14 protein-coding genes are annotated in these 23,252 nt (G+C 51.0%); all 14 read left to right on the forward strand.

Translation table 11 applies throughout. From position 1 onward, the window contains the following. The first annotated feature begins 249 nt into the window (after positions 1–249). The 14 genes from VV089_RS22030 to addB all read left to right on the forward strand — a co-directional run bounded on the left by VV089_RS22030 (position 250) and on the right by addB (position 23,245). A complete protein-coding gene (locus tag VV089_RS22030; protein ID WP_334337419.1) occupies positions 250–1,092 on the forward strand; it encodes a hypothetical protein in 843 nt (280 codons plus the stop codon). Between the two features lie 23 nt (positions 1,093–1,115). Continuing rightward, positions 1,116–2,183, forward strand: a complete 1,068-nt coding sequence (locus VV089_RS22035) for a tetratricopeptide repeat-containing glycosyltransferase family 2 protein (protein WP_334337420.1) — start codon at positions 1,116–1,118, stop codon at positions 2,181–2,183. 211 nt (positions 2,184–2,394) lie between these two features. Next, positions 2,395–3,951 (forward strand): exosporium glycoprotein BclB-related protein, encoded by a 1,557-nt coding sequence (locus VV089_RS22040; RefSeq protein WP_334337421.1) that lies wholly within the window; start codon positions 2,395–2,397, stop codon positions 3,949–3,951. Positions 3,952–4,196: 245 nt separating this feature from the next. Further along, positions 4,197–5,651 (forward strand): ArnT family glycosyltransferase, encoded by a 1,455-nt coding sequence (locus VV089_RS22045; protein ID WP_334337422.1) that lies wholly within the window; start codon positions 4,197–4,199, stop codon positions 5,649–5,651. A 782-nt stretch (positions 5,652–6,433) separates the two neighbouring features. Then, the gene (locus VV089_RS22050) at positions 6,434–8,086 is read left to right on the forward strand and encodes a Na/Pi cotransporter family protein (RefSeq protein WP_334337423.1); all 1,653 of its coding nucleotides are present in this window, start codon (positions 6,434–6,436) and stop codon (positions 8,084–8,086) included. 132 nt (positions 8,087–8,218) lie between these two features. Further along, a complete protein-coding gene (locus tag VV089_RS22055; protein ID WP_334337425.1) occupies positions 8,219–9,484 on the forward strand; it encodes a sensor histidine kinase in 1,266 nt (421 codons plus the stop codon). A 119-nt stretch (positions 9,485–9,603) separates the two neighbouring features. After that, positions 9,604–10,305: a response regulator transcription factor gene (locus VV089_RS22060; RefSeq protein ID WP_172542658.1), complete on the forward strand. Its 702-nt coding sequence runs from the start codon at positions 9,604–9,606 to the stop codon at positions 10,303–10,305. A 289-nt stretch (positions 10,306–10,594) separates the two neighbouring features. Further along, the gene (locus tag VV089_RS22065) at positions 10,595–11,140 is read left to right on the forward strand and encodes a TVP38/TMEM64 family protein (RefSeq protein WP_442891608.1); all 546 of its coding nucleotides are present in this window, start codon (positions 10,595–10,597) and stop codon (positions 11,138–11,140) included. After that, complete coding sequence (locus VV089_RS22070; protein ID WP_334337427.1) at positions 11,137–12,372, forward strand: glycosyltransferase; 1,236 nt, start codon at positions 11,137–11,139, stop codon at positions 12,370–12,372. Before VV089_RS22065 ends, VV089_RS22070 begins: the two co-directional genes overlap by 4 nt. After that, entirely contained in the window at positions 12,284–13,285 is a 1,002-nt protein-coding gene (locus VV089_RS22075) for a glycosyltransferase family 4 protein (RefSeq protein WP_334337428.1), read from the forward strand. Before VV089_RS22070 ends, VV089_RS22075 begins: the two co-directional genes overlap by 89 nt. A 138-nt stretch (positions 13,286–13,423) precedes the next feature. Next, complete coding sequence (locus VV089_RS22080) at positions 13,424–14,560, forward strand: hypothetical protein (RefSeq protein ID WP_334337429.1); 1,137 nt, start codon at positions 13,424–13,426, stop codon at positions 14,558–14,560. Positions 14,561–15,606: 1,046 nt separating this feature from the next. Then, positions 15,607–16,311, forward strand: coding sequence for an ABC transporter ATP-binding protein (locus VV089_RS22085; RefSeq protein ID WP_334337430.1), 705 nt, complete (start codon positions 15,607–15,609; stop codon positions 16,309–16,311). Positions 16,312–16,345: 34 nt separating this feature from the next. Continuing rightward, positions 16,346–19,843 (forward strand): FtsX-like permease family protein, encoded by a 3,498-nt coding sequence (locus VV089_RS22090; protein WP_334337431.1) that lies wholly within the window; start codon positions 16,346–16,348, stop codon positions 19,841–19,843. A gap of 6 nt (positions 19,844–19,849) precedes the next feature. Beyond that, positions 19,850–23,245, forward strand: coding sequence for a helicase-exonuclease AddAB subunit AddB (gene addB / locus VV089_RS22095; RefSeq protein ID WP_334337432.1), 3,396 nt, complete (start codon positions 19,850–19,852; stop codon positions 23,243–23,245). Positions 23,246–23,252: the final 7 nt, after the last annotated feature.

Consider the following 23,252-nt stretch of genomic DNA (forward strand, 5'->3'; position numbering starts at 1 on the left):
ATTCAATATGAAGAGATAAGAGATTTTAATGATGGCGTTAGCGGTGAATTTTTTGAAAAGATAGAGCGTTTTAACGTCTTTCCGAAAGAAATTTCATAAAGATGTCCTTTTTACAGCTTTTCTAAAACATCTTCCTCTTGTCCCACCCAGATACCAGCCGCCCCGAAAAACGAATTTATTTCCCATGCATATAATTTACTATGATAAATGCTTATCACGCAATAGGAAATATAAATGAGGTGGTTTCAATTGAATAACTATAACAGGAACTGGATGTTCAATCCGCCGAATCTGTTTGGCATGAGAACTCCCAACAGAAATTATAATCAGGGGCGGCCGCAGCCTTTCCCCAATGCAGCATATCAGGCAAATACTGCCGTACCGGCTTCCTATCAGCATACAGAAGCTGCGGAACAGGAGGAACATGATTCTTCCGCATCTATTGAGCCCCCGGCAATGGAGGCTGAAAAAATAGAAATACCAAAACCTTCCGAACCTTCTCCTGAACGCGGCGAGCCCGGCCCAATGGGGCCGAGAGGAGAGCCCGGGCCGCCAGGCAGCCCAGGGGAACGGGGAGAAACAGGCCCTCAAGGAGTGACAGGGCCCCAGGGGCCCCAAGGCGTCACAGGCCCAATGGGGCCAAAAGGAGAATCTGGCGCACGGGGGCCGGCAGGCCCGGCCGGATATCCGCAAAACAGTATATTTGCATTATTTTCGGGTCAGGAGCTGCTGATGCCGGAGAGCGCCAGCCTGCCGCTTAAGCCGGAGATACCGGATATCACACAAAATATCTCTGCTGGCAGCGACTGCTCCATCGTACTGACTCCAGGCTTCTATGCTGTCAGTTATTATATATCCACAGAAATGAAAAGGCATGGCTATATAGAGTTGACGCCTATATTTAACGGTTGTAAGCAGAGCCGGTATACCACATACGCAGAGGCGGCAAGGCGGAAGGAAATACTGGCCATATCAAGATATTTTATCATCGAGATTCCCTCCGGATCTACATTGACCTTTGTATGGCGTTCTTCAGAGGAGGCTTGCAAAATCAACATGAATCTGAGCATAGAAAAGCTCTGCAGGCAATAGCATAGAGAGAGGAGGCGGACAATATGCCGACAATAAGTCTTTGCATGATCGTGAAAAATGAGGAGATGAATCTTGCGCGCTGTCTGGACAGTGTGGCGGATCTTGTAGAGGAAATAATAATTGTAGATACCGGTTCAAAGGATCGGACAGTGGAAATAGCGTCTCATTATACAACGAAGGTATATTTGCATCCATGGAAGGATGATTTTTCCGATGCCAGAAATTATTCCTTTTCCAAAGCAGCTATGGACTACTGTATGTGGATGGATGCCGACGATATTCTGGAAGAGGGGGAAAAGGACAAATTTCTTAAGCTGAAACAGTCTTTGACTCCGGATATAGATATGGTAATGATGAAATATCATACGGCATTTGATGAGGCTGGAAAGCCGTCCTTTTCTTATTTCAGGGAACGGTGGATTCGAAACTGCGGTCTGTACCGTTGGATAGGCGCGGTTCATGAAGTGATTCCGCCAAAGGGCAGGATTCTGTACTCGGATCTAGGGATCTGCCATAAAAAAACAGGCCCAGGGTCCCCTGACCGGAATCTGAAGATATACCAGAAGCTCCTTGCAGAGGGAAAGCAGCTGGAACCAAGGCAGCAATACTATTATGGGAGGGAGCTGTATTATCACGAAGAATATAAGGAAGCTGTTTGTGTATTTGAACAATTTCTGCTCTCAGAGGAGGGATGGATTGAAAATAAAATAGAAGCCTGCGCTATTTGCGCCAGATGCTATGAGAAGCTGGGACAGGAGCAGGCTGCGCTGCTGACGCTTTTGCGCAGCATGAGCTTCGATCTGCCGAGAGCTGAATTGTGCTGTGAGATTGGAAAGTACTTTCTGGAGCATGAAAGCTTTTATCATGCCATTTATTGGTATGAGACTGCATTGAAGATACCTAAAAATGAATATTCCGGCGGGTTTATTCTGTCGGACTGCTATGATTATATCCCGCTTTTGCAGCTATGCGTCTGCTATGACAAATTGGGGGATCGTCAGAAGGCAAAAGAATACAATGAACGGGCTGGAGTCTGTAAGCCTTATTCCAAGGCATATCTTTACAATAAGCAGTATTTTGAAGGAATTTAAGTTTTTGATATTTTATTTCCGCAGGCAATGAGCCAAATGCTGTGATTTCACGAGCATTTGGCGAATGCCGCGAGAGTCAAATATCCCACAGTTTGCTGTAGGGTATTTGATTCGACAAAAAGTAACAAGTGTTTCAGAGTTACATAAAATATTTGTAGAAGGAGATGCGATTTCGGCGTCTTTTTCAATAAATATGAAGGATGTGTTTCGTATGAATCAAAATAATTTATGTAACTGCTGTCACAATCAATGCGATACGCCCTGCTGTGAGCGCGGCCCGGCCGGCCCCAAGGGGGATCAAGGCCCGATGGGGCCCCAGGGGATCCAGGGAGATACAGGCTGTCCCGGCCCGAAGGGTGACAAAGGCGATCAAGGACCGATGGGACCCCAGGGAATTCCCGGCGTGCCAGGTGCAAGAGGGCCCAGAGGGAATACAGGTCCGGTAGGTCCTACGGGAAATACAGGGCCAAGGGGCTATGCAGGTCCGAGAGGCTATGCTGGCCCTCCAGGCATTCAAGGAATCCAGGGAGTTCGAGGTGATATCGGCCCGAAAGGCGATCCGGGCTGCGAAGGCCCTAAGGGAGATGCAGGCCCCCAGGGCCCGGCCGGCCCCAAAGGAGATGCAGGCCCGGCAGGCCCGCAGGGGGATATGGGGCCCCAGGGGCCCAGAGGTATTCCGGGCCCGACTGGCCCGACCGGCCCAACAGGCTCTATGGGTCCCCAGGGTGTAACAGGGCCGCAGGGCATCCAGGGCGTGACGGGGCCGATTGGAGCCCAAGGCCCGAAAGGCTGTCCTGGGGATGACGGCCCAACAGGAGCAACCGGCCCGACCGGAGCAACGGGGGCCACAGGAGCTGCAGGAGCCACAGGGGCTGTGGGGGCTACCGGAGCCACGGGAGCTACAGGAGCCGATGGAGCCGTAGGAGCTACAGGGGCTACAGGCGCTACGGGAGCTACGGGAGCCGATGGAGCGGCAGGAGCTACGGGAGCCACAGGGGCTACAGGAGCCGATGGAGCTATGGGAGCCACGGGAGCAACAGGAGCAACGGGAGCTACCGGAGCCGATGGAGCTATAGGAGCCACCGGAGCAACGGGAGCTGATGGAGCTACGGGAGCCACAGGGGCTACAGGAGCCGATGGAGCTATGGGAGCCACGGGAGCTACAGGGGCCACAGGGGCTACGGGAGCTACAGGAGCAACTGGAGCTGATGGTGCCACAGGAGCCACTGGCCCGACAGGGGCAGCCGGCACAGGGGCGATCATTCCGTTTGCTTCCGGAACGCCTGTCTCTTTGACGACAATCGTCGGAGGTCTTGCAGGCCTTCCCGCTTTTGTTGGCTTCGGAAGCAGCGCCCAGGGCCTTACGCTGCTGGGCTCTACAATCAATATAACAAATGCAGGCGGAACCCTTTCTAACTTTGCGTTCCAGGTTCCGCGGGCCGGCATCATTACTTCCTTCAGTGCATTTTTCAGTACAACGGCAGCAATATCCCTGGCGGGCTCTACTGTTACGGTAAAGGCACAGATTTATCAGTCGGCAGTGCCGGATAATGTATTTTCTCCTATTCCCGGAACCTTGATCAGCCTTTCGCCGGGGCTTTCCGGAGTGATATCTATTGGAACCTTGTTAAACGGTGCGCTTACAGGGCTCAACATTCTGGTAACGGCGCAGACACGGCTGATGCTTGTATTTTCGGCAGAGGCCAGCGGGCTGTCTCTGATCAATACGGTCGCAGGATATGCCAGCGCCGGTTTAAGTATCAATTAAGAATAGTGAATATAATTTCCGGAGGCTTCCGTATTCGAAGCCTCCGGAATATTCGCATGATTCTTAACGGATGAAGTCTGCCCATCCCGAAGGGATATGCATTAACGGGATGCAAAGACGGAAAAACTTATGATTTTATTAAGAATTATGACGAAAAACGAAAGAATTTTGGAAGAAAAGCCGTCTTGTGTATTCTTCCATAAATTGTTATAATCGCATCATATTAGTTTTGAAAGGAAATGCTTATGAAAAAGCTTACAAAAGACGTATATATGGAAGTGCTCTTTTTTGCATTTGTACTTGGCATATGGCTTTTGTGGGCTTTTATTCTGCCCTTAAATGAAGGGCCGGATGAAAATATGCGCCTGCAGATTGCACAGTTCATCTTAAAGTACGGGAAGCTTCCTACAGGCGATCAGAAGGAGATTATGGATTATACCTGGGGCTTTACCTATGCGTTCCGCCCGATTCTTCCGCAGATGCTGGAGGCGCTGTTTATGCGGATTGCCATGGTATTTACCAGGGATGCTTTTGCACTGCTGTTTTCCGCGCGTCTGGTCAGTGTGCTGAGCGGAGCAGTTTTTTTCTGGTATGTGAAGGCTTTGGGGGACATGCTGTTTGAAAGGAAAAGCCTGCGGTGGGTGTTTCTGCTGCTGAATGTCTGCCTGCCGCAGTCCAGCTTTTTGTTCACCTATTTAAACTGCGATTCCATGGCCCTGACGGCTTCGGCCATGATTCTGTATTATCTTCTGAAGGGCATGAGAAACGGCTTTTCAGTCCCAGCCTGCGTCTGGCTGGGAGTGAGCCTCTCAATCTGCGTGCTCTCTTACTACAATGCATACGGATTTCTCATCACTGCCGTTTTGATTTTTTCAGGATATTATCTCGAGCGCATCAGAAAGGGAGATGCCTGTAAAGGGGAATTTCTGAGAAAAGGCTTGCTGGTCAGCGGAATTGTCCTGGTTCTGACAGGCTGGTGGTTTGTCCGGAATTATATGCTGTACGACGGAGATTTTCTGGGACTGCGGACACAGGAGGAATGCGCCCAGCGGTATGCACTGGATATATTTAAGCCTTCCGGAAGGCGGAACGGCGTTAATATGGGGATATCCCTGGCAGATATGCTGTTTCGTTCAGACTGGGCTCTTTTGGTCTTTAAAAGCTTTGTGGGAATACTGGCGCCTCTTACAAAAGCCCACAGAGCCTGGATTTTCGCAGGGTATGGCCTGCTGTTTCTGGCAGGAGGCACAGGAATCCTCCGGGAATGCATTCAGGCCCTTGGCAGAAGATATGGCAGAAAAAACAGAGGTAACGCAAGGAATGGGAGAGAGGCTTTCGATGCATCCAAGCTTATGTTTCATGCAGGACTTGTGACAGCAGTACTGCTCCCAAATATCATGAATATCTGGTATTCCTATTCCAACGATTATCAGCCCCAGGGACGCTACAGCATGCCCATGCTGGTGCCCTTTATGTACTATGTGGCCAGAGGCATCGGATATTGGGGGCAGCGGCTGGCAGACGGATGGCGCAGCATGGGCCGGCCGGCGGTAAAAATTTCCGGATGCCTCGTCTGCCTGTGGATGGCTGCTGCACTTGGGTATTGTACAGTGCGGATTATGTGGCCGGCTTATCAGAATGTGGAAGATAAGGCAGAGGTACGGGTGTATACGTTGGAGGAGCTTTTTGGGGAGAAATAGTTGTTCGCAGTGGGTAGTGGGAATTCTTGTATAGGCTTCTAGGGGCGGACGGGCATAGCCAGGTGAAGACGGGCTTCACCTGGCTATCCTGCTGGCGCAGGATATACGAAAGGATAAAAAAGTACGGTTGGATGCGAGCATCCAACCGTACTTTTTCATCCTTTCTATGCCCTGCTTGCAGCCCCATAAATGGGAGGATGCCAGGCAGCTAGTCTGCCTGGCATTTATTATGAAAAAGTTTATTCAAAAAATAGTAATTGCTTACTAGGGGCTGTCATGTTGTTTTTTGTCTTGCTTTATCTTATGGTCTTATTATATGGAATAGAAATGAATGGATTATGTTAATCAATTTAACGTTTTTTAAAAGAAGTGTGAATAAAATATGAACGCAGTTATAGTTGGGGGGGGGGGTTATGAACAAAAACCACAAACTACACAACCACATCCCAAAACCAGGGACAGGCAGAAAAGGGATTCCCAGGCTTTTCCAATATCAAGTGTCCGGCTGTTCGCGCACACACTGTCTGATATGAACGAACATTACCAAGAACCCTTCAATCATTAGAAAACACATCAAGGTAATGTACGTTCAGAGCAGACAGTGTGTACGCGAACCGTCCGAACACAGATATGGAAAAGCCTGGGAATCCCTTTTCTGACTGTCCCGTCCCTCCCCATACATACTTTACACACATTTTACAAATACTTCGACTGTATTTTACACACCCCTGCTATCCTCACTATAACAAAAAAGTAAAATACAACCAACCGGAGGACCCAAAATGTCACACATCGAAATGCTATTCCGCTTCATCGGCGGTCTTGGAATGTTCTTATACGGAATGAACGTCATGGCCGACGGCCTGCAGAAATCCGCCGGCGGCCGTATGCGCCACCTTTTAGGGGTATTAACCAAAAACCGCCTTCTTGGAATTCTTCTGGGCGCCGCCGTCACCGCCGTGATCCAAAGCAGCTCCGCTACTACCGTCATGGTTGTAGGCTTTGTAAACGCAGGACTTATGAACCTCACCCAGGCCGCCGGAATCATCATGGGAGCCAACATCGGAACCACCGTCACCGCCTGGGTCGTATCCATGAGCGAATGGGGCAGCATTCTCAAACCCGAATTCTTCGCCCCCCTGCTCATCGGAATCGGCGCGTTTTTGATCCTATTTTCCAAAAAAGAAAAATTCCAGGAGCTTAGCGAAATCCTCATCGGCTTCGGCCTTTTGTTCATCGGCTTAAGCTTCATGTCCGGAGCCGTCACCCCGTACCGGGATGCCCCCATCTTTGCCGAAGCATTCCGCATTCTGGGCAGCAGCCCCATCCTGGGCATCCTTACCGGACTTGTGGTAACCGCCCTGATCCAAAGCTCCTCCGCCTCGGTAGGTATCCTCCAGACCCTGGCTGCCAACGGCGTAGTAACCTGGAACTCTGCCATTTACATCACATTGGGACAAAACATCGGCACCTGTGTGACAGCCCTCCTGTCAAGCCTTGGCGCCCAGCGCACAGCCAGGCGCGCCGCCGTTATTCACCTGCTCTTCAACGTAATGGGAGCCGTTCTGTTCGGAGCAGCCATGTTTGCCATATTTTCCTTGAACAGGGTCTGGGCGGGCGCTCCCATAAACAGCGTGCAGATTTCTGTATTTCATACGATTTTTAATGTGACAAACACAATCATTCTCTTTCCCTTTGCCAACTGGCTGGTAAAAATGTCCGGAATACTCGTAAAGGGAGAGGACGAAGAGGAACCGGAGGAAGCGGCAAGCATTCAGCTTCCTCATCTGGACGAGCGCATCCTGGAGACCCCTTCCTTTGCAGTAGAATATGCGGCAAAGGAGGTCGTGCGCATGGGAGAGCTTTCCTGCCAGCATGCAAAGCTTGCATTTGAGGCAGTCCGGACAGGCAGCCAGAAACGGGTTGACAAAGCGTACCAAATAGAAGAAACTATGAATAAATACGAAAGACAGATGGCGGAATACCTGGCCAAGATCAGCAAGACCTCACTCAATGATCACCAGAGGCAGGTTGTGGGCAATCTGCTCTATACAGTGGGCGATATTGAGAGAATGAGCGATCACTGCGATAATATTGCAGAAATGGCAGAGCAGATGATACGGGAGCGTCTGACCTTTTCTCTGGAGGCCTCTGAGGGACTGGAGGAGATCGAGGGACTGGCCCTGGATTCCATGAAAGCATCCATCCTGGCCCGTCAGACGGAAAAAATGGCCTATGTGCAGCAGACCATACAGATCGAGGATGAGATTGACGATCTGGAGGAAGAGCTCCGGGAAAAGCATATCGGGCGTCTGGCCCGGAACCAGTGTTCTGCAGCTAAAGGCGTGATTTATCTGGACATTTTAAATAATATAGAACGGATTTCCGATCATGCCGATAACATAGCCGGCTATGTGGCGGATGAAATACAGTAGTTGATTTCCGTGAGTGATGAGCAAAGCGCCGTGCCTGCACGAACATTTGACTCCCGTGAGGGCGTTGGCTATAGTCAGAAAGGCTTAAGACACGATAAGGGACTGAGCTGGTAAGATTGGAGTGGAGGCTGTATGAATGTAAAAAAGAAATTTCTGATAGGCTATGCGGCTGCAGCAGTCATTGCCCTGCTGGCTTTTGAATATGCCTTTTGGAGCAATGGATTTTCCTATCTGGAAAAGCAGAGCGAGGCAGGATATCTGACCCAGGCGGAAATGCTCCGGGATATTTTACTGGCAGAGCTGCAGGGTGATGCAGATCTGGCCGCCTCTTCGGAAGCCTTTGCCGGGCGGTACGGAGAAAAATATCAGATTCGCATTACCATTATAGATAAAGATGGAAATGTCCTTGGGGAATCGGACGGCCCGGGCCCGGCTATGAGCAATCATCTGGATCGGGAGGAGGTTCGAAAAGCCCTGGCAGGCGAGAGCAACAGCATGATCCGGCGTTCCGCTACCTTTGGCCTGGACTACTGCTACTGTGCGGTTCCATTGAAAAAAGGGGAATTCCAGGGCGTGATCCGCACGGCTGTTCCTATGGAAGAGCTGCGGAACATGGACGATGAGTTTCTGCGATCCACGGTATTTGCAGCTGCGATTCTGCTGCTGCTGGCTCTTTCCCTTGTGATGTATTTCCGAAAATATATATCTGCTATGAAAGCGGTAGAAAAACAGCGCCGGGAGTTTGTTTCCAATGTGACCCATGAGCTAAAAACGCCGCTGACCTCTATCCGGGGCTTTGTGGAGACCTTGAAAAACGGAGCTATGGAGGATGTGGGCTGCGCCGGGAGGTTTCTTGATATCATTGACATTGAGACAGAGCGTCTGGGGAATCTGATTGACGACACGCTGCTGCTCTCCGAGATTGAACATAAAAAGGATGTACGCCAGGAGCCCTGTGATGTAAATGAAGTGATTGCGGAGGTCACAGAGCTGCTGGCGCCGAAGGTAAAGCCCCATGTGCGTCTGATTTTCACGCCGGATCCCGGCGTGCGGCCCTTTACCTGCAACCGGGACCGGCTCAAGCAGCTCCTTATCAATCTGGCGGACAACGGGCTGAAAGCTACGGAATTCGGCGCGGTGACAATTCAGTGCAAGAGTACGGCCAGCCATCTGATTCTGGAGATTGCCGACACGGGAATCGGTATGGAGGCGGAACAGACAGAGCGTATCTTTGAACGGTTTTACCGGGTGGATAAGGGGAGATCCCGGGCGCAGGGAGGCACAGGGCTGGGGCTGTCCATTGTAAAGCATATCGTGGAGCTGTACCGGGGAAGCATCCGGGTAGAGAGCAGGCCCGGGGAAGGGACAACCTTCCGGGTGGAACTGCCTTATTACTAGTAGTCCGTATCGGAAATCCTTGTGCATATTTCCGGTACAGACTACTAGACAGCACTGACAAAGGCTTGACTTGGAATACAAACAATTAAAATGAATACAAAACGATGAAGGAAACATCCATGGAAAAAAAGATTATCTTGACAATTGATGATGAGCCCCATATCCTGGAACTTTTGGAATACAATCTGGCGAAGGCCGGTTACAAGGTTCTTCGGGCGGAGACGGGGGAAAAGGGGCTTGAGGTTTTGAGGAGCGCGCAAGTGGATCTGGTGCTCCTGGACTGCATGCTTCCAGGCATGGACGGGATGGAGGTGCTTCGGGAGATACGCGCCGATTTGCAGCTTTCTCTTTTGCCGGTGATGATGCTGACGGCAAAGGGGGATGAGATTGACAAAGTCCTGGGCCTGGAGCTTGGGGCGGACGACTATCTGAGCAAGCCCTTCAGCCTTCGGGAGCTGGAGGCCAGGGTGAAGGCGCTTTTGCGCAGAAGCGCACTTACACATAGGGGAACACAGCCCAAAGAGCAGTTTCAGTCAGGCGGTCTGGTGGTAAACCACGAGGCCCGTGAAGTGACTCTTCAGGGAACTCCGGTAATACTTTCCCGAAAAGAATATGAGCTGCTCCACATGCTCATCACCCACCCCAACCAGGTATTTACCAGGGAACAGCTGCTGGAGCAGATCTGGGGCTATGATTATTTCGGAGAGACACGGACCGTTGACGTACATATCCGCAGCCTGCGCAAAAAGCTTGAGAAGAATCCAGAGCAGCCGGAGTATATCCGGACTGTCCGGGGGATCGGATATAAGTTTGTGAAGTAACGGCGTTTTAACTTCAAAGGGCTATAGGAAAAAAAGACAGCAGCCTTTCTATCTAATCTACATTCCATCACATCCAAATCCTCTTAATTCCATCAGAAATTCTTAAAATTGTTTTAAGAATCAAAAAAATATAAAAAACTTTGAAGAAATTAGAGTAGAATAATCGTTTAGAAGGATAGAAGCAGTAAAAAAGAAAGCAGCAATGGGAAAAAGCAGAAGAACAGCAAAGGAGGAGAGAAGCATGACTCAGAAAAACCAGCGGATCATCAACTTAGTAACCTGGTGCTCCATGGGGGCACTTCTCATATTTACAATCTATGGAATCAAGACCGGGATCTTCACAGACCGGAGCCGAATGGAAGCGCTGGTATCCGGATGCGGCATCTACGGCCCTCTGTTCTTTGTGCTGATTCAGATTGTCCAGGTAGTAATCCCCATCATCCCCGGAGGAATCACCTGTGCGGTAGGCGTGGTGCTGTTCGGGGCCTGGGAAGGGCTTCTCTACAATTATGTGGGAATCGTCATCGGCTCGTTCATCAACTTCTATCTGGCAAGACGTTACGGGAAGTGCTTTGTGCAGTCTCTTGTAAAGGAAGAAACCTATGAGAAGTACGCCGGCTGGCTGGAAAGAGGAAAAAAGTTTGACCGCTTTTTTGCCCTGGCAATCTTCTTCCCCTGCGCACCGGATGATTTCCTGTGTATGCTGGCTGGACTTACCCGTATGTCCTGGAAAAAATTTAGTACGATTATATTGCTGGGAAAGCCTGCTTCCATCGCCGCCTACAGTCTGGCGCTGGTTTATGCAGGAACCTGGATGGGAGGATTATTGACATGAAAATACTGATTACAACGGATTTATTTCGTTCTACAATTAACGGCGTGGTGACTTCGGTACTCAATCTGGAGGAGGAGCTTCAAAGGCAGGGACACGAGGTGCGGATTCTGACCGTTTCCGACACAGGAAAGGCTTACCAGGAGGGAAATGTGTGGTATCTGCGCTCCATTCCCTCGGGAATATATCCGGGCGTGCGCATTCCGGTTCCCGGAGACGGAGCTTACCGCCGGGAGCTGACAGAGTGGATGCCTGACGTGGTCCACAGCCAATGCGAGTTCTGTACCTTCAGCTATGGAAAACAGATTGCAGAGGACACGGGAGCCGTTCTCATACATACCTGCCATACTCTGTATGAGCAGTATACAAAATACATTCCTATGGGAAAATATTTAGGAACTGCCGCGGTAGCCGCCTGTATGCGCTGGAGGCTCCGTCCTGTAGACCGCATTATAGCCCCAACCAAAAAGGTAGAACGAACCTTTTTAAGCTATGGTGTACAGAAGAAGACAGCTATCATTCCTACAGGGATTAAATTGGAGGCGTTTACCAAGCCTGTTTCCGAAGAAGTTCTGGAAGGGCTTCGGGAGGAATGCGGCATCCGTCCCGGCGTCCGTGTTGTCCTAAGCCTGGGGCGCTTAGGCTTTGAAAAGAAGGTGGATGAGCTGCTGTACGGATGGAAGGAGGCCGGGATCCCCCGTGAGGAAGCAATGCTTCTGATTGTGGGCGGCGGGCCGGCGGAGGGAAGCCTTCGAACGCTTTCCCAGGAGCTTGGACTTTCGGACAGGGTGTGTTTCTATGGAATGGCAAAGCCTGAGATGGTTCCTGCCTTCTATCAGCTGGCGGATGTGTTTGTCTGTGCTTCTACCAGCGAGACACAAGGGCTGACCTACGTGGAGGCTCTGGCCAGCGGCCTGCCGCTAGTGTGTAGAAGAGATCCCTGCCTGGCCGGAGTGCTGGAGCATGGAAAGAACGGCTATTCCTTCCGGGAAAGAGCCGAGTTTGGCAGTTATGTAAAAGAAATACTTTTTCACAAAGAAAAAAGGCAGAAGATGAGTGCCTGCAGCCGGGAGCTGGCCAAAGTTTTCGGGACAGAATCCTTTGGACGGGCAGTAAATGACTTGTATAAAAAGGAGGTACGTCTGCATGAAGGTACTTTTGTATTCGAAGAATCAGAAGCTGCTTTCCCGAAGTGGGATTGGACGGGCTATGCAAATGCAAAGAGACTCCCTTGAGGAAAACGGAGTGGAGGTTACCGCCAACCCAGAGGAGGATTATGACATTGTACATCTGAACAGTATTTTTCCCAGCGATTATCAGATGGCAAAAAAGGCAAAGAGGGCTGGAAAGAAAGTGATTTATCATGCCCACTCCACCCGGGAGGACTTTGAGGACTCCTTTGTGGGCTCCAACCTGTTAGCGCCCCTGTTTCAGCATTGGCTTGTAAAATGCTATGAATTGGGAGATCTGATCCTGACGCCTACGCCCTATTCCCGTTCCCTGCTTATGCGCTACGGGATCCGCAAGCCCATTGCCGTAATTTCCAATGGGGTGGATACCTTCCGGTTCCAGAAAAATATGGCGGTGCGGAGCCGGTTCCGCAGGGAGTACGGCTTTACGGAGACAGACCGGGTGATTTTGTCAGTGGGCCTTTATTTTGAGCGGAAGGGAATTCTGGACTTTGTGGAGCTGGCCCAGAGAATGCCGGAATATCAGTTTATCTGGTTCGGCTACACGCCGGATATTCAGATTCCCGGCAAGGTACGCAAAGCTGTGCGCACACGCCTTCCCAACCTGACCTTTGCAGGCTATGTGTCCCCGGAGCAGCTTCGGGAAGCATACAGCGGCAGCGATCTGTTTTTCTTTCCCTCCCATGAGGAGACAGAAGGAATCGTAGTTCTGGAAGCCCTGTCCTGCGAAATACCGGTGCTCCTCCGTGACATTCCCGTTTACCAGGACTGGCTGAAAAACAGGACGGATGTGTATAAGGGAAGCAGCCAGGCGGAATTTGAGCGGATGATCGGGCAGATTCTGGAGGGGGAGCTTCCGGATCTCACGGTAAGCGGCCGGCAGAGGGCCGTGGAACGTGATATTTTCCACCAGGCAGGAAAGCTTTACCGGCTGTATCGGAAAGCGGCCGCTCTGTAAGTGGAAAAAATCGGAAACATACGGAAAAATTTAATCGGAAACGTGATTTTTCTTCATAAAAAATTAAGGTGTTACTGCTATGCTTATGAAAAGGGCAAATGTAGTAATGCCTTAATTTTTTCTCAAGGGGTGAGAGCCATGAAAAGAAAGCTGCTGATGTGGGGAGTGCTGTCTGTGTTGTTATTTTTGACTGCCTGCGGTAAAAAGGGGCAGACGAAAGAACCTGCCGTGACAGCCCGGGAAGAGGCGCTTTCTGAAAAAGAGACAGAGAACACAGGCTCTTTTGGAATCCCCATCCGCATTTATCACAGCGACGACAAGGGAGAGAATCTCTGTGTAAGCACGGCGCGGACAGAAGAGATCACGCCGGAGATTCTGCTGCTGAATCTCTCTTTTTATCATATGGTGCCGGATACCATGACGGTGCAGGAGTTTGGAAAGAAAAACCAGGAGGACGGCCTTTTGCTGACATTGGATCTTCCGCAGGAATTCCAGGAGTATCTTTCCCGGTTAAGCGGGCAGGAGGAGACGCTTGTAATGGGAAGTATGGTAAATACCTTTCTGGATGCCTACCAGGGAACGGCCATTCTCATTACCGTGGAAGGGGCGGCTCTGAGTACAGATTACGGCATTTACGAAGAAGCCCTTGAACGGTATCCTTACCAGGAGGCTTCCTATCAGATTGTAGAGAAGGAGCTTCTGGAGGGGCAGATACAAATCTCCTACCCACAGCTTGCGGGTCTTTTGGACGAGGAGATTCAAAAGAAGTGGAACGAGATCATCAGCGGCCATGCGAAAAGGGCTTTGGAGGATGCGGAGGAAGGCAGCAGCCTGGAGGCGGGCTATTCTGTAAAAACCATGAACGATCAGCTTCTTTCTATTTTGATAGAAGGTTACTACAGCAGGCAGGGGGGAGCCTATCCCATACGTTTCCGGTATACTTATAATATTGACATGAGTTCCGGGGAAAGTCTGCGTCTTGCTTATTACCAGAATCCGGATGAACTGGCAGAGGTGCTTTTGTCCGGCGAGGGCTACCGTGTGGAAGGGGAGCTTGGAGAGGAGCTTAAGGAGCGGCTGTCTATACTTTACGGAACGGCGGAGCAGCTGGCCGATGTACTGAGGGATTTTGATTATGGCGATAACAGGGAGACGCCCAGCGGCTTTTCCTACCAGGAAAAGGGGCAGACGCATCTGTGCATTGAGGTGCCTCATGTCTTGGGCGATTGTGTGGATGTGGTTCTTGAGAAAAATGGGGACTCGGAACAGCCTTGAACAAATAATAGCATGCCCTCAGTGAATAAGGCGAGTGTCCCCTTGTTCACTGAGGGTATCTTCAGGTGTTAAAATCGTATAAATTAATAGAATATTCTTGAATATTAAAATAATTAATAAAAAATAATAAAATATAAAAATTAATAATAGAAAAAACAAAAATTTTTTCAAATTTTTTCGAAAAAGGTGTTGACAAATGGAAATTGGCGAGTTATAATGATTTCAACATAAGAAATACAAAACACCACATAATCTAAACGATATATAAATATATATTTCATATAGATGTGAGGTGAAAAATTAAGAAAGCGAGGTACGGACCAACAAAAACTTAACGAATTGCCTCATAATTTAAGAAAAGGAGGTACGGACCAAAGTACAGTTAGGTTAGACCTTCTACTATAAAATAAGAAACGGATGTAACGCACATCCGAATCAAAAAAATATAGTAAGAAGAAGGTCAAGGACAAAAAAGTTCGACGAGAATCGGTAAAGCAGAAGCAGCCGGGATAAAGAAGTAAAAAGAAGAAGAGAAGAAACCGGAAAAGAAAATCTTATGATTACAGAGGGGAAAAGCCGAGAACAGAAGAAGTCGAACGGAAGAAGTCAATAAGACTTCAAAAAAATTACCAACTGAAGAAAAAATTTTCAAAGGCAGTCGTTTTTGGAAGAAAAATTCAGAAGGTAAATGTAACTTGAAAACAAAGCACCAGAAAAGAGGTAAAAGTCCAATGGACAGCATAGTTTAATAGAGGGTATCAGATGACGAAAAGTACTGATACCCTCTAATTCTGTTTGTAGGAAATAAACTGGTATTACAGTTGAAGAAAAGGGGAGAATAATGAAGGCGGATTCATAAGCGGAAGGTTTTTGAATGGGTCTTTTTTTGTGGTATTTTTCACATGTTCTTTGTGATGACTTCCTAAAGGATTTATGTTACACTAGGAATCAAAAGACGGCAGCTGCAAAGATGTCCGCGGTCTGGCCGGACGGCGGAAAAAGTTATTGAAAAAATATAGATGGTAATATGCAGAAAGAGGTTTGTCTTGGCACATTTCGTAGAACTGAAACAGGTGAAAAAGATCTATCAGATGGGGGAGGTAACCATTCCGGCGGTAGACGGGATTGATTTTGAGATTGAAAAAGGAGAGTTTGTGGTGATTGTGGGGCCAAGCGGGGCCGGCAAGACGACAGTGCTCAATATTCTGGGCGGTATGGATACCTGTACCTCCGGGGAAGTCTGGGTAGACGGGAAGGATATCAGCAGCTTTAAGGGACGGGCGCTGACGGCTTACCGCAGGGACGATATCGGTTTTGTGTTCCAGTTCTACAATCTGGTTCAGAATCTGACGGCTCTGGAGAATGTGGAGCTGGCTCTGCAGATCTGTAAGGATCCTTTGGATGCAGAGCAGGTATTGAAGGAGGTGGGCCTGGAGGAGCGCAAGGGGAATTTTCCGGCCCAGCTTTCCGGCGGAGAACAGCAGAGAGTAGCCATAGCCAGGGCCTTGGCGAAGAATCCCAAGCTGCTGCTCTGCGATGAGCCTACGGGAGCTTTGGATTATAACACAGGAAAGGCCATTTTGAAGCTGCTGCAGGATACCTGCCGGGAGAAGGGCATGACGGTGATTGTGATTACCCATAACCAGGCCATTGCTCCTATGGCGGATCGGGTGATCCAGATAAAAAATGGGCGTGTGAGCCGGATGAAGCAAAACGAAGCTCCGGTTCCGGTAGAGACGATTGAGTGGTGACATGAGAAAACGTGCCTTAAAAAAAGAATTTTATATGGAAATCCGGAGAACCCTGAACCGTTTTCTGTCGCTTCTTCTCATCAATGCCCTGGGCGTTGCTTTTTTTGCCGGAGTCAGGGCTTCCAAGCCGGATATGCGGCTGTCCGCCGACGCTTTTTTTGACGAGAGCAATCTGATGGATCTCCGGGTTATGGGAACCCTGGGAATGACCGAGGAGGATGCGGAAGCAATCAGGGCTGTGGAGGGCGTGAAGGAGGTTATGCCCGTCTATTCCGTGGATATGTTTGGACAGCTTGGGGAGCGCCAGCTGAATCTTCAGGTTATGTCACAGCCGGAAACCATGAATCGGATTCATGTGAGGGAAGGACGGCTTCCAAAAGAGAAGGACGAGTGCCTGGTGGACTACAAGCTGCTGAACGCAGGCCTTTGCTCCCTTGGGGAGGAGATTGCCCTTGTATCCGGCACGGAGGATGAGACTTCGGATCTGGTGAACCAGGAGACCTTTACCATTGTGGGGGCCGGAACGACTTCCTATTATATGTCTCTCGATCGGGGAACGACCGGCATCGGGAACGGAAGCCTGGACGGATTTCTGATTGTGCAGCCGGAGGTATTTGAGCAGGATTATTATACCCAGATCTGCGTGACGGCCAAAGGAGCGTTTGAGCTGACCTGCTACACGGAAGAATATGACAGCCTGGTTGATGATCTGGCAGAGCGGATAGAGGCTCTGGAAAAGGAGCGGTGTGAGATTCGTTACGCCCAGATTCAGGAGGAAGGGCAGGAAAAGATCGCAGATGCCCAAAAGGAAGTAACCGACGGGGAGCAGAAGCTTAAGGATGCAGGGGAAGAGCTGGAGGATGCAAGGGGGAAGCTTGCAGATGCAGAAGCCAAGCTTGCAGACGGCAGAAAGGAGCTTGCGGACGGGGAGGCGGAATTTGCCGGCAAGGAACGGGAATTTCTGGAGGCAAAGCAGAAGGCAGCCGACGGGTGGAGCGAGCTTCACAAGGCCCAGGAGAAGCTGGTAAAGGCAACCGTTCAGATTGAGAACGGCTATGAGGAGTATGAAGAAAACAAGGCGGAGGTGGATGCAGGCTACGCCCGGCTTGCTCCCCTTGAGGAGCAGCTTTCCCAGATAGAGAGCGGCCTTGCACAGGTGAAAGAGGGCCTTGCACAGACAGAAGCGGGAATTGCACAGACCGAAGGCGGACTTCTGCAGATTGGGGAGCAGCTTCTCAAGATAGAAAGGGACAGGGAAAGACATCAGGAGCTTTCGGCGATACCGGACGATCAGCGGACAGAGGAGCAGAAAAAGGAATGGGAGGAGTTAGAGGCAGCGAAGCCTTACTGGGAGAATACGGAGATAGAGCTTAAGAAGCAGCAGGCAGAAATTGAGGCATCCAAGGCAGGGCTTCTGGCCGGACAGACGGATCTTTTGGCAAAGCAGACGGAGCTTCTGGGAGCAAAGGCCCAGCTGGCCCCTATAGTACAAGAGAACAAAGCCAAGCTGGATGCAGGAGCGGCAGCCCTGGCGGAGGGAAAGCGGCAGCTGGACGCTGCCAGCGACGAGGTGGATGCCGGCAACAGCAAGGCTTACCAGGCGGAGCAGGAGCTTCTGGAGGCGGAGGAGGAACTGGCTGACGGTGAGAAAAAGCTGGCAGAGGGACGAACCGAGCTTGCAGATGCCCGTCAGACCCTTGCAGACGCCGAAGCTGAGCTTGCAGACGCCAAGGAAGAATTCGCCGGCGGCGAGGCAGAGTACCAGGACGCTCTGGCGGAAAATGAGGAGATCCTTGCAGACGCTAAGGTGAAGATTGCAGATGCCAGACAGGAGCTGGCGGATCTGAAGGAGCCGGAGTGGTATGTGCTGGACCGCCAGTATATCCAGACCTATGTGGAGTACGGCAACGACGCAGACCGCATCGGGGCCATCGGGGAGGTATTCCCGGTTATTTTCTTTCTGGTGGCCGCCCTGGTAAGCCTTACTACGATGACGCGTATGGTAGAGGAGCAGCGGACACAGATTGGAACCTTGAAGGCCCTGGGCTATGGAAAAGGAGCCATTGCTTCCAAGTACATCTTGTATGCCCTGTTATCAAGCCTTCTGGGAAGCCTGCTGGGACTTGCGGCGGGACAGAAGCTTCTTCCGGCGGTGATTATAAGCGCCTACAAGATTCTCTATAACAATCTGCCCGACATTTTGACGCCGCTGAATCTGGAATATTCCGTAACAGCCTCTGCCGCTGCCGTTTTCTGTACAACCCTTGCGGCTCTGGCGGCCTGCTACAAGGAGCTGAATGCCGTACCGGCGAACCTGATGCGTCCGGCAGCGCCGAAATCGGGAAAACGGGTATTTCTGGAATATGCCGGCTTTCTCTGGAAGCGCCTGACTTTCAGCCAGAAAGCGGCTGTCCGCAACCTGGTTCGTTATAAAAAGCGGTTTTTTATGACCGTATTCGGGATCGGCGGCTGTATGGCCCTGCTCCTGGTGGGCTTTGGAATCAAGGATTCCATCCTTCACATCGGGAAGGGCCAGTTCGGAGATGTATTTGACTACGACGGGGTTGTGGGCATCGACAAAGACGCAGACGATAAAGAGCGTGGGGAGCTTGCGGCGCGGATTGAGGAGGATGAGCGTATCACCTCTCATATGAGGGTACTGGAGACTGCCGTGGACGTGGAGGCCGGGGCAGCGCCCCGGAGCGCCTATCTCATTGTGCCGGAGCTTGAGGAGGAGCTTGACACCTACATCCATCTCCAGGATCGAGAGACCAGGGAGCATTATACACTGGACGGCCAGGGCGTTGTGCTCACGGAAAAGCTGGCCCGGCTTCTTGGAGTATCGGAGGGGGATACCGTAACCTTGAAGGAGGACGATACCAAGGCAGTAGAAGCAAGGGTTGAGCATATTACGGAGCAGTACTTTATGCATTACGTGTATATGAGCAGGGAGCTCTATGAAAAGCTCTACAAAGAAGCGCCGGAGTGGAACCAGTGGTTTATAAAAAATACCCGGCAGGACGAGGCCTTTGAGGAGGAGCTGCGGACAGAGTATATCCAGTATGACGCAGTGTCGGACGTAGACTTTATCAGCGGTACGGCGGAGCGTGTGTCGGATATGCTCAAAAGCATGGATTTGATTATCTATGTGCTGGTGATTGCAGCGGGGCTTCTGGCCTTTGTGGTGCTCTATAACCTGAACAATATCAATATCAGCGAGCGCAGGCGTGAGCTTGCCGCCTTGAAGGTGCTGGGCTTCTTTGACCAGGAGGTGTCCGCCTATGTGAACCGGGAAAATGTGCTGCTCACAATAATCGGAACAGGAGTGGGAGCAGGCCTTGGCATCGTGCTTCACCGCTTTGTGATTCAGACGGCGGAGATTGACATGCTCATGTTCGGAAGGGCCATTGCACCGGCAAGCTGCCTTTACAGTGTGCTGCTCACCTTTGCGTTCTCGGCATTTGTGAACGGAGTCATGTTCTTTAAGCTGCGTAAGATTGATATGGTGGAATCTTTGAAGAGTGTGGAGTAAGCGTTTATGTCATTACAATTTATTTTCGGCAATTCGGGTTCGGGGAAATCCCATACCCTCTATCAAACGATTATCCGGGAATCGAGAGAGCGCCCGGAACAGAAAATACTGGTTCTGGTGCCGGAGCAGTTCACCATGCAGACCCAGAAGGATCTGGTAACCATGCACCCGGACGGAGGTATTCTGAATATCGACGTCCTAAGCTTTCAGCGCCTTGCATACCGTGTATTTGAGGAAACGGGAACCCAGGTGGGAAAGGTCTTAGAGGAAACGGGAAAGAATCTGGTGCTCCGGAAAATCGCCCAGGAGCACCGGGAAGAACTGAAAATCCTCGGCGGAAACTTAAAAAAGACCGGTTACATCAACGAAATCAAATCCCTCATCTCAGAGCTTACCCAGTACGCAGTGACGGAAGAGGAGCTTGAGAAATTCACGAAGACCAGCCAAAACAAACCCCATCTCTACTGGAAGCTCCGGGATCTCCAGGTGCTTTACAAGGCTTTCCACGCCTACCTGGCAGATCAGTATATCACGGCGGAGGAGCTTTTAGAGGTGCTCTGTCAGGCAGCGGAGCGTTCAGAGCTTTTAAAAAGCAGTCAGATTGTGCTGGACGGCTTCACGGGCTTTACCCCCATTCAGAATAAGCTGATGAAGAAGCTGATGGAGTATGCAAAAAAGGTAACGGTGACAGTTACCATAGACAGCCGGGAGGATCCTTACCGTATGACAGGAGAGCACCAGCTTTTTTACCTGAGCCAAAAAACAGTCTCAACGCTTTCCGGCCTGGCAAGGGAAGCGGGGGTTCCTATGGAGGAGCCGGTTACCGTGCGCCCCTTGGGACAGTCCCGGTTTGACGGGAAAAGCGCACTCTTTGCCCTGGAACAGAACCTGTTCCGCCTGCGCCGTAAGTCCTTTGAGGGAGAGCAGGAGCAGATAAGCCTTCATCTTTTACGGAATCCCTCGGAGGAAACGGCCTGGACTGCCAGCCAGATCCGCCGTCTTATCCGGGAAGAGGGTTATCATTACCGGGACATTGCAGTTATCACAGGAAACATGGAGGCTTACAGCCATTGCCTGGAACGGATTTTTCCGGAATACGGGATTCCCTGTTTTCTGGACTACAAGCGGAGTGTCCTGAACAATCCTTTTGTGGAATTCCTGCGGGCTCTTCTGGAGATGACGGAGCAGGACTTCACCTACGAGACAGTATTCCGCTTTCTGCGAAGCGGCCTGTCCGGCATGAGACGGGAGGAAACGGATCTGCTGGAAAATTATGTGCTGGCGCTGGGAATCCGGGGCCGGAAGAAATGGGGCAGCCGTTTTATCCGAAGCTATAGGGGGCTGACCGAGGAGCAGCTTCTGGAGATTGACCTTCTGCGGCAGCGGTTTGCGGAAACAGTCCTTCCCTTTGGGGAGGTAATGGGGAAAAAGGGCGTGGATGTGCGTACCCGGACGACGGCCCTGTACCGCCTGATTGAGAAGCTGGAGATTCAGAAGAAGCTTTCCGCCTTTGAGGAGCGTTTCCAGGGAGAGGGAAATCTGGTTCTCGCAAAGGAATATCACCAGATTTATTCCATTGTTATGGATCTCCTGGATAAACTGGTGGATCTTCTGGGAGATCAGAAGCTGTCGGCCAGGGAGTACCGGGAGATTCTGGAGGCCGGCTTTGCGGAGGCCCGGGTAGGCGTGATCCCTCCCGGCGTGGATCAGGTGGTGGCCGGCGATATGGAGCGTACCCGTCTAAAAGACGTAAAGGCGCTGTTTTTCCTGGGGGTAAATGAGGGAAGCGTGCCGAAGAATACCGGGCGGGCCGGCCTTCTGTCCGATATGGAACGGGAGCAGCTGAAAGCCCAGGGAATGGAGCTTGCGCCCACGGCCAGGGAACAGGGCTATATCCAGCGATTTTACCTGTATCTGAATCTGACTAAGCCTTCCAAGAGGCTTTATGTGTGCTGCAGCCTTCTGGACGGCAGCGGTAAGGCCCTGCGGCCCTCTTATCTGATGAATGTGCTGAAGGGGCTGTTTCCGGGAATGGAGCTTCAGAAGGAAGAGGGATGGCAGAAGGAGCTTCCGGCAACCCCAAAAGAGGGCCTGCGCCTTTTGATCGAGGGCCTGCGGACTTACCGGGCCGGGGAGGAAAATGAGAAGTTTTACGAGCTGTACCGCTGGTATGCCGCGCGGGAGCAGTACGAAGAGAAGCTGTCAAAGCTTTTAGAGGCTGCATTTTCCCGTCATAGGGACAGCCGTCTGGGACGGGCGGTGGCTCACGCATTGTACGGGACGGTTCTGGAAAACAGCGTGACCAGGCTTGAGCAGTATGCGGCCTGTGCCTATGCACATTTTCTTATGTACGGTTTGAAGCTGTCGGAGCGGGCGAAGTACGAATTCGCCCCGGTGGATATGGGAAATATCTTTCATAAGACGCTGGAGCTGTTTTCCAAACGTCTGGAGGACAGCAGCTATACCTGGAGAGACATTCCAAAGGAAGTTCAGGATGCCTGGGTGGAAGAGTGCATGGATCTGGTGACGGCAGACTATGGCAATACCATCCTGCAGAGCACGGCACGGAATGCCTATGCCGCAGAACGGATGAAGCGGATGATGAAACGGACGGTCTGGGCTCTTGGGCGGCAGATTCAGAAAGGGCTGTTTGTGCCGGAGAATTACGAGATTTCCTTTTCCGGGGTGTCGGATCTGGAGGCGGTGAACATCACCCTTTCTCCGGAGGAAGAGCTTCGGCTCAAAGGACGCATTGACCGGATGGATACCTGTGAGGAGGAAAAGAAGGTCTATGTAAAGGTCATTGACTATAAGTCAGGAAATACTTCTTTTCAGCTTTTATCCCTGTATCACGGCCTGCAGCTGCAGCTGGTGGTATATCTGAATGCGGCTATGGAGCTGGCGGCCAGGGAGCATCCGGGCAAAGAGATCCATCCTGCTGGAATCTTTTATTATCAGATCCAGGATCCGGTATTGGAGCTGGAGGCGAGAGAGGAAGGGGCGGATCTGAATGAACGGGTGATGGAGAAGCTGAAGCTCAGCGGCCTGGTTAACAAGGATCCGGAGGTGATCCAAAAGCTTGACCAGGATATGCCCGGCAAGTCCTCCGTACTGCCCTTGTCCTACAATAAGGACGGAAGCCTTAGGGCCGGTTCCAGTGTGGCGGCGGAGCGGCAGTTTGAAGCTCTGTCCGCCTTTGTGAACCGGAAGATACAGAAACTTGGTTCCGAGATCCTGGAGGGCCGGGCGGATGTGAATCCTTATGAGCTGAAGGGGAAAACTGCCTGCGATTACTGTGCCTACAGAGGTGTGTGCGGCCTGGATCCCAAGGATGAGGGGTATGGGATGCGGCGCCTGAAGGTCTTTGAGGATGCGGAAATCTGGGAACGGATTGAGGAATAACTATGGG

Origin of the sequence: Candidatus Merdisoma sp. JLR.KK011 (genome assembly GCF_036941125.1) — a bacterium.
GTDB lineage: Bacteria > Bacillota > Clostridia > Lachnospirales > Lachnospiraceae > Laedolimicola.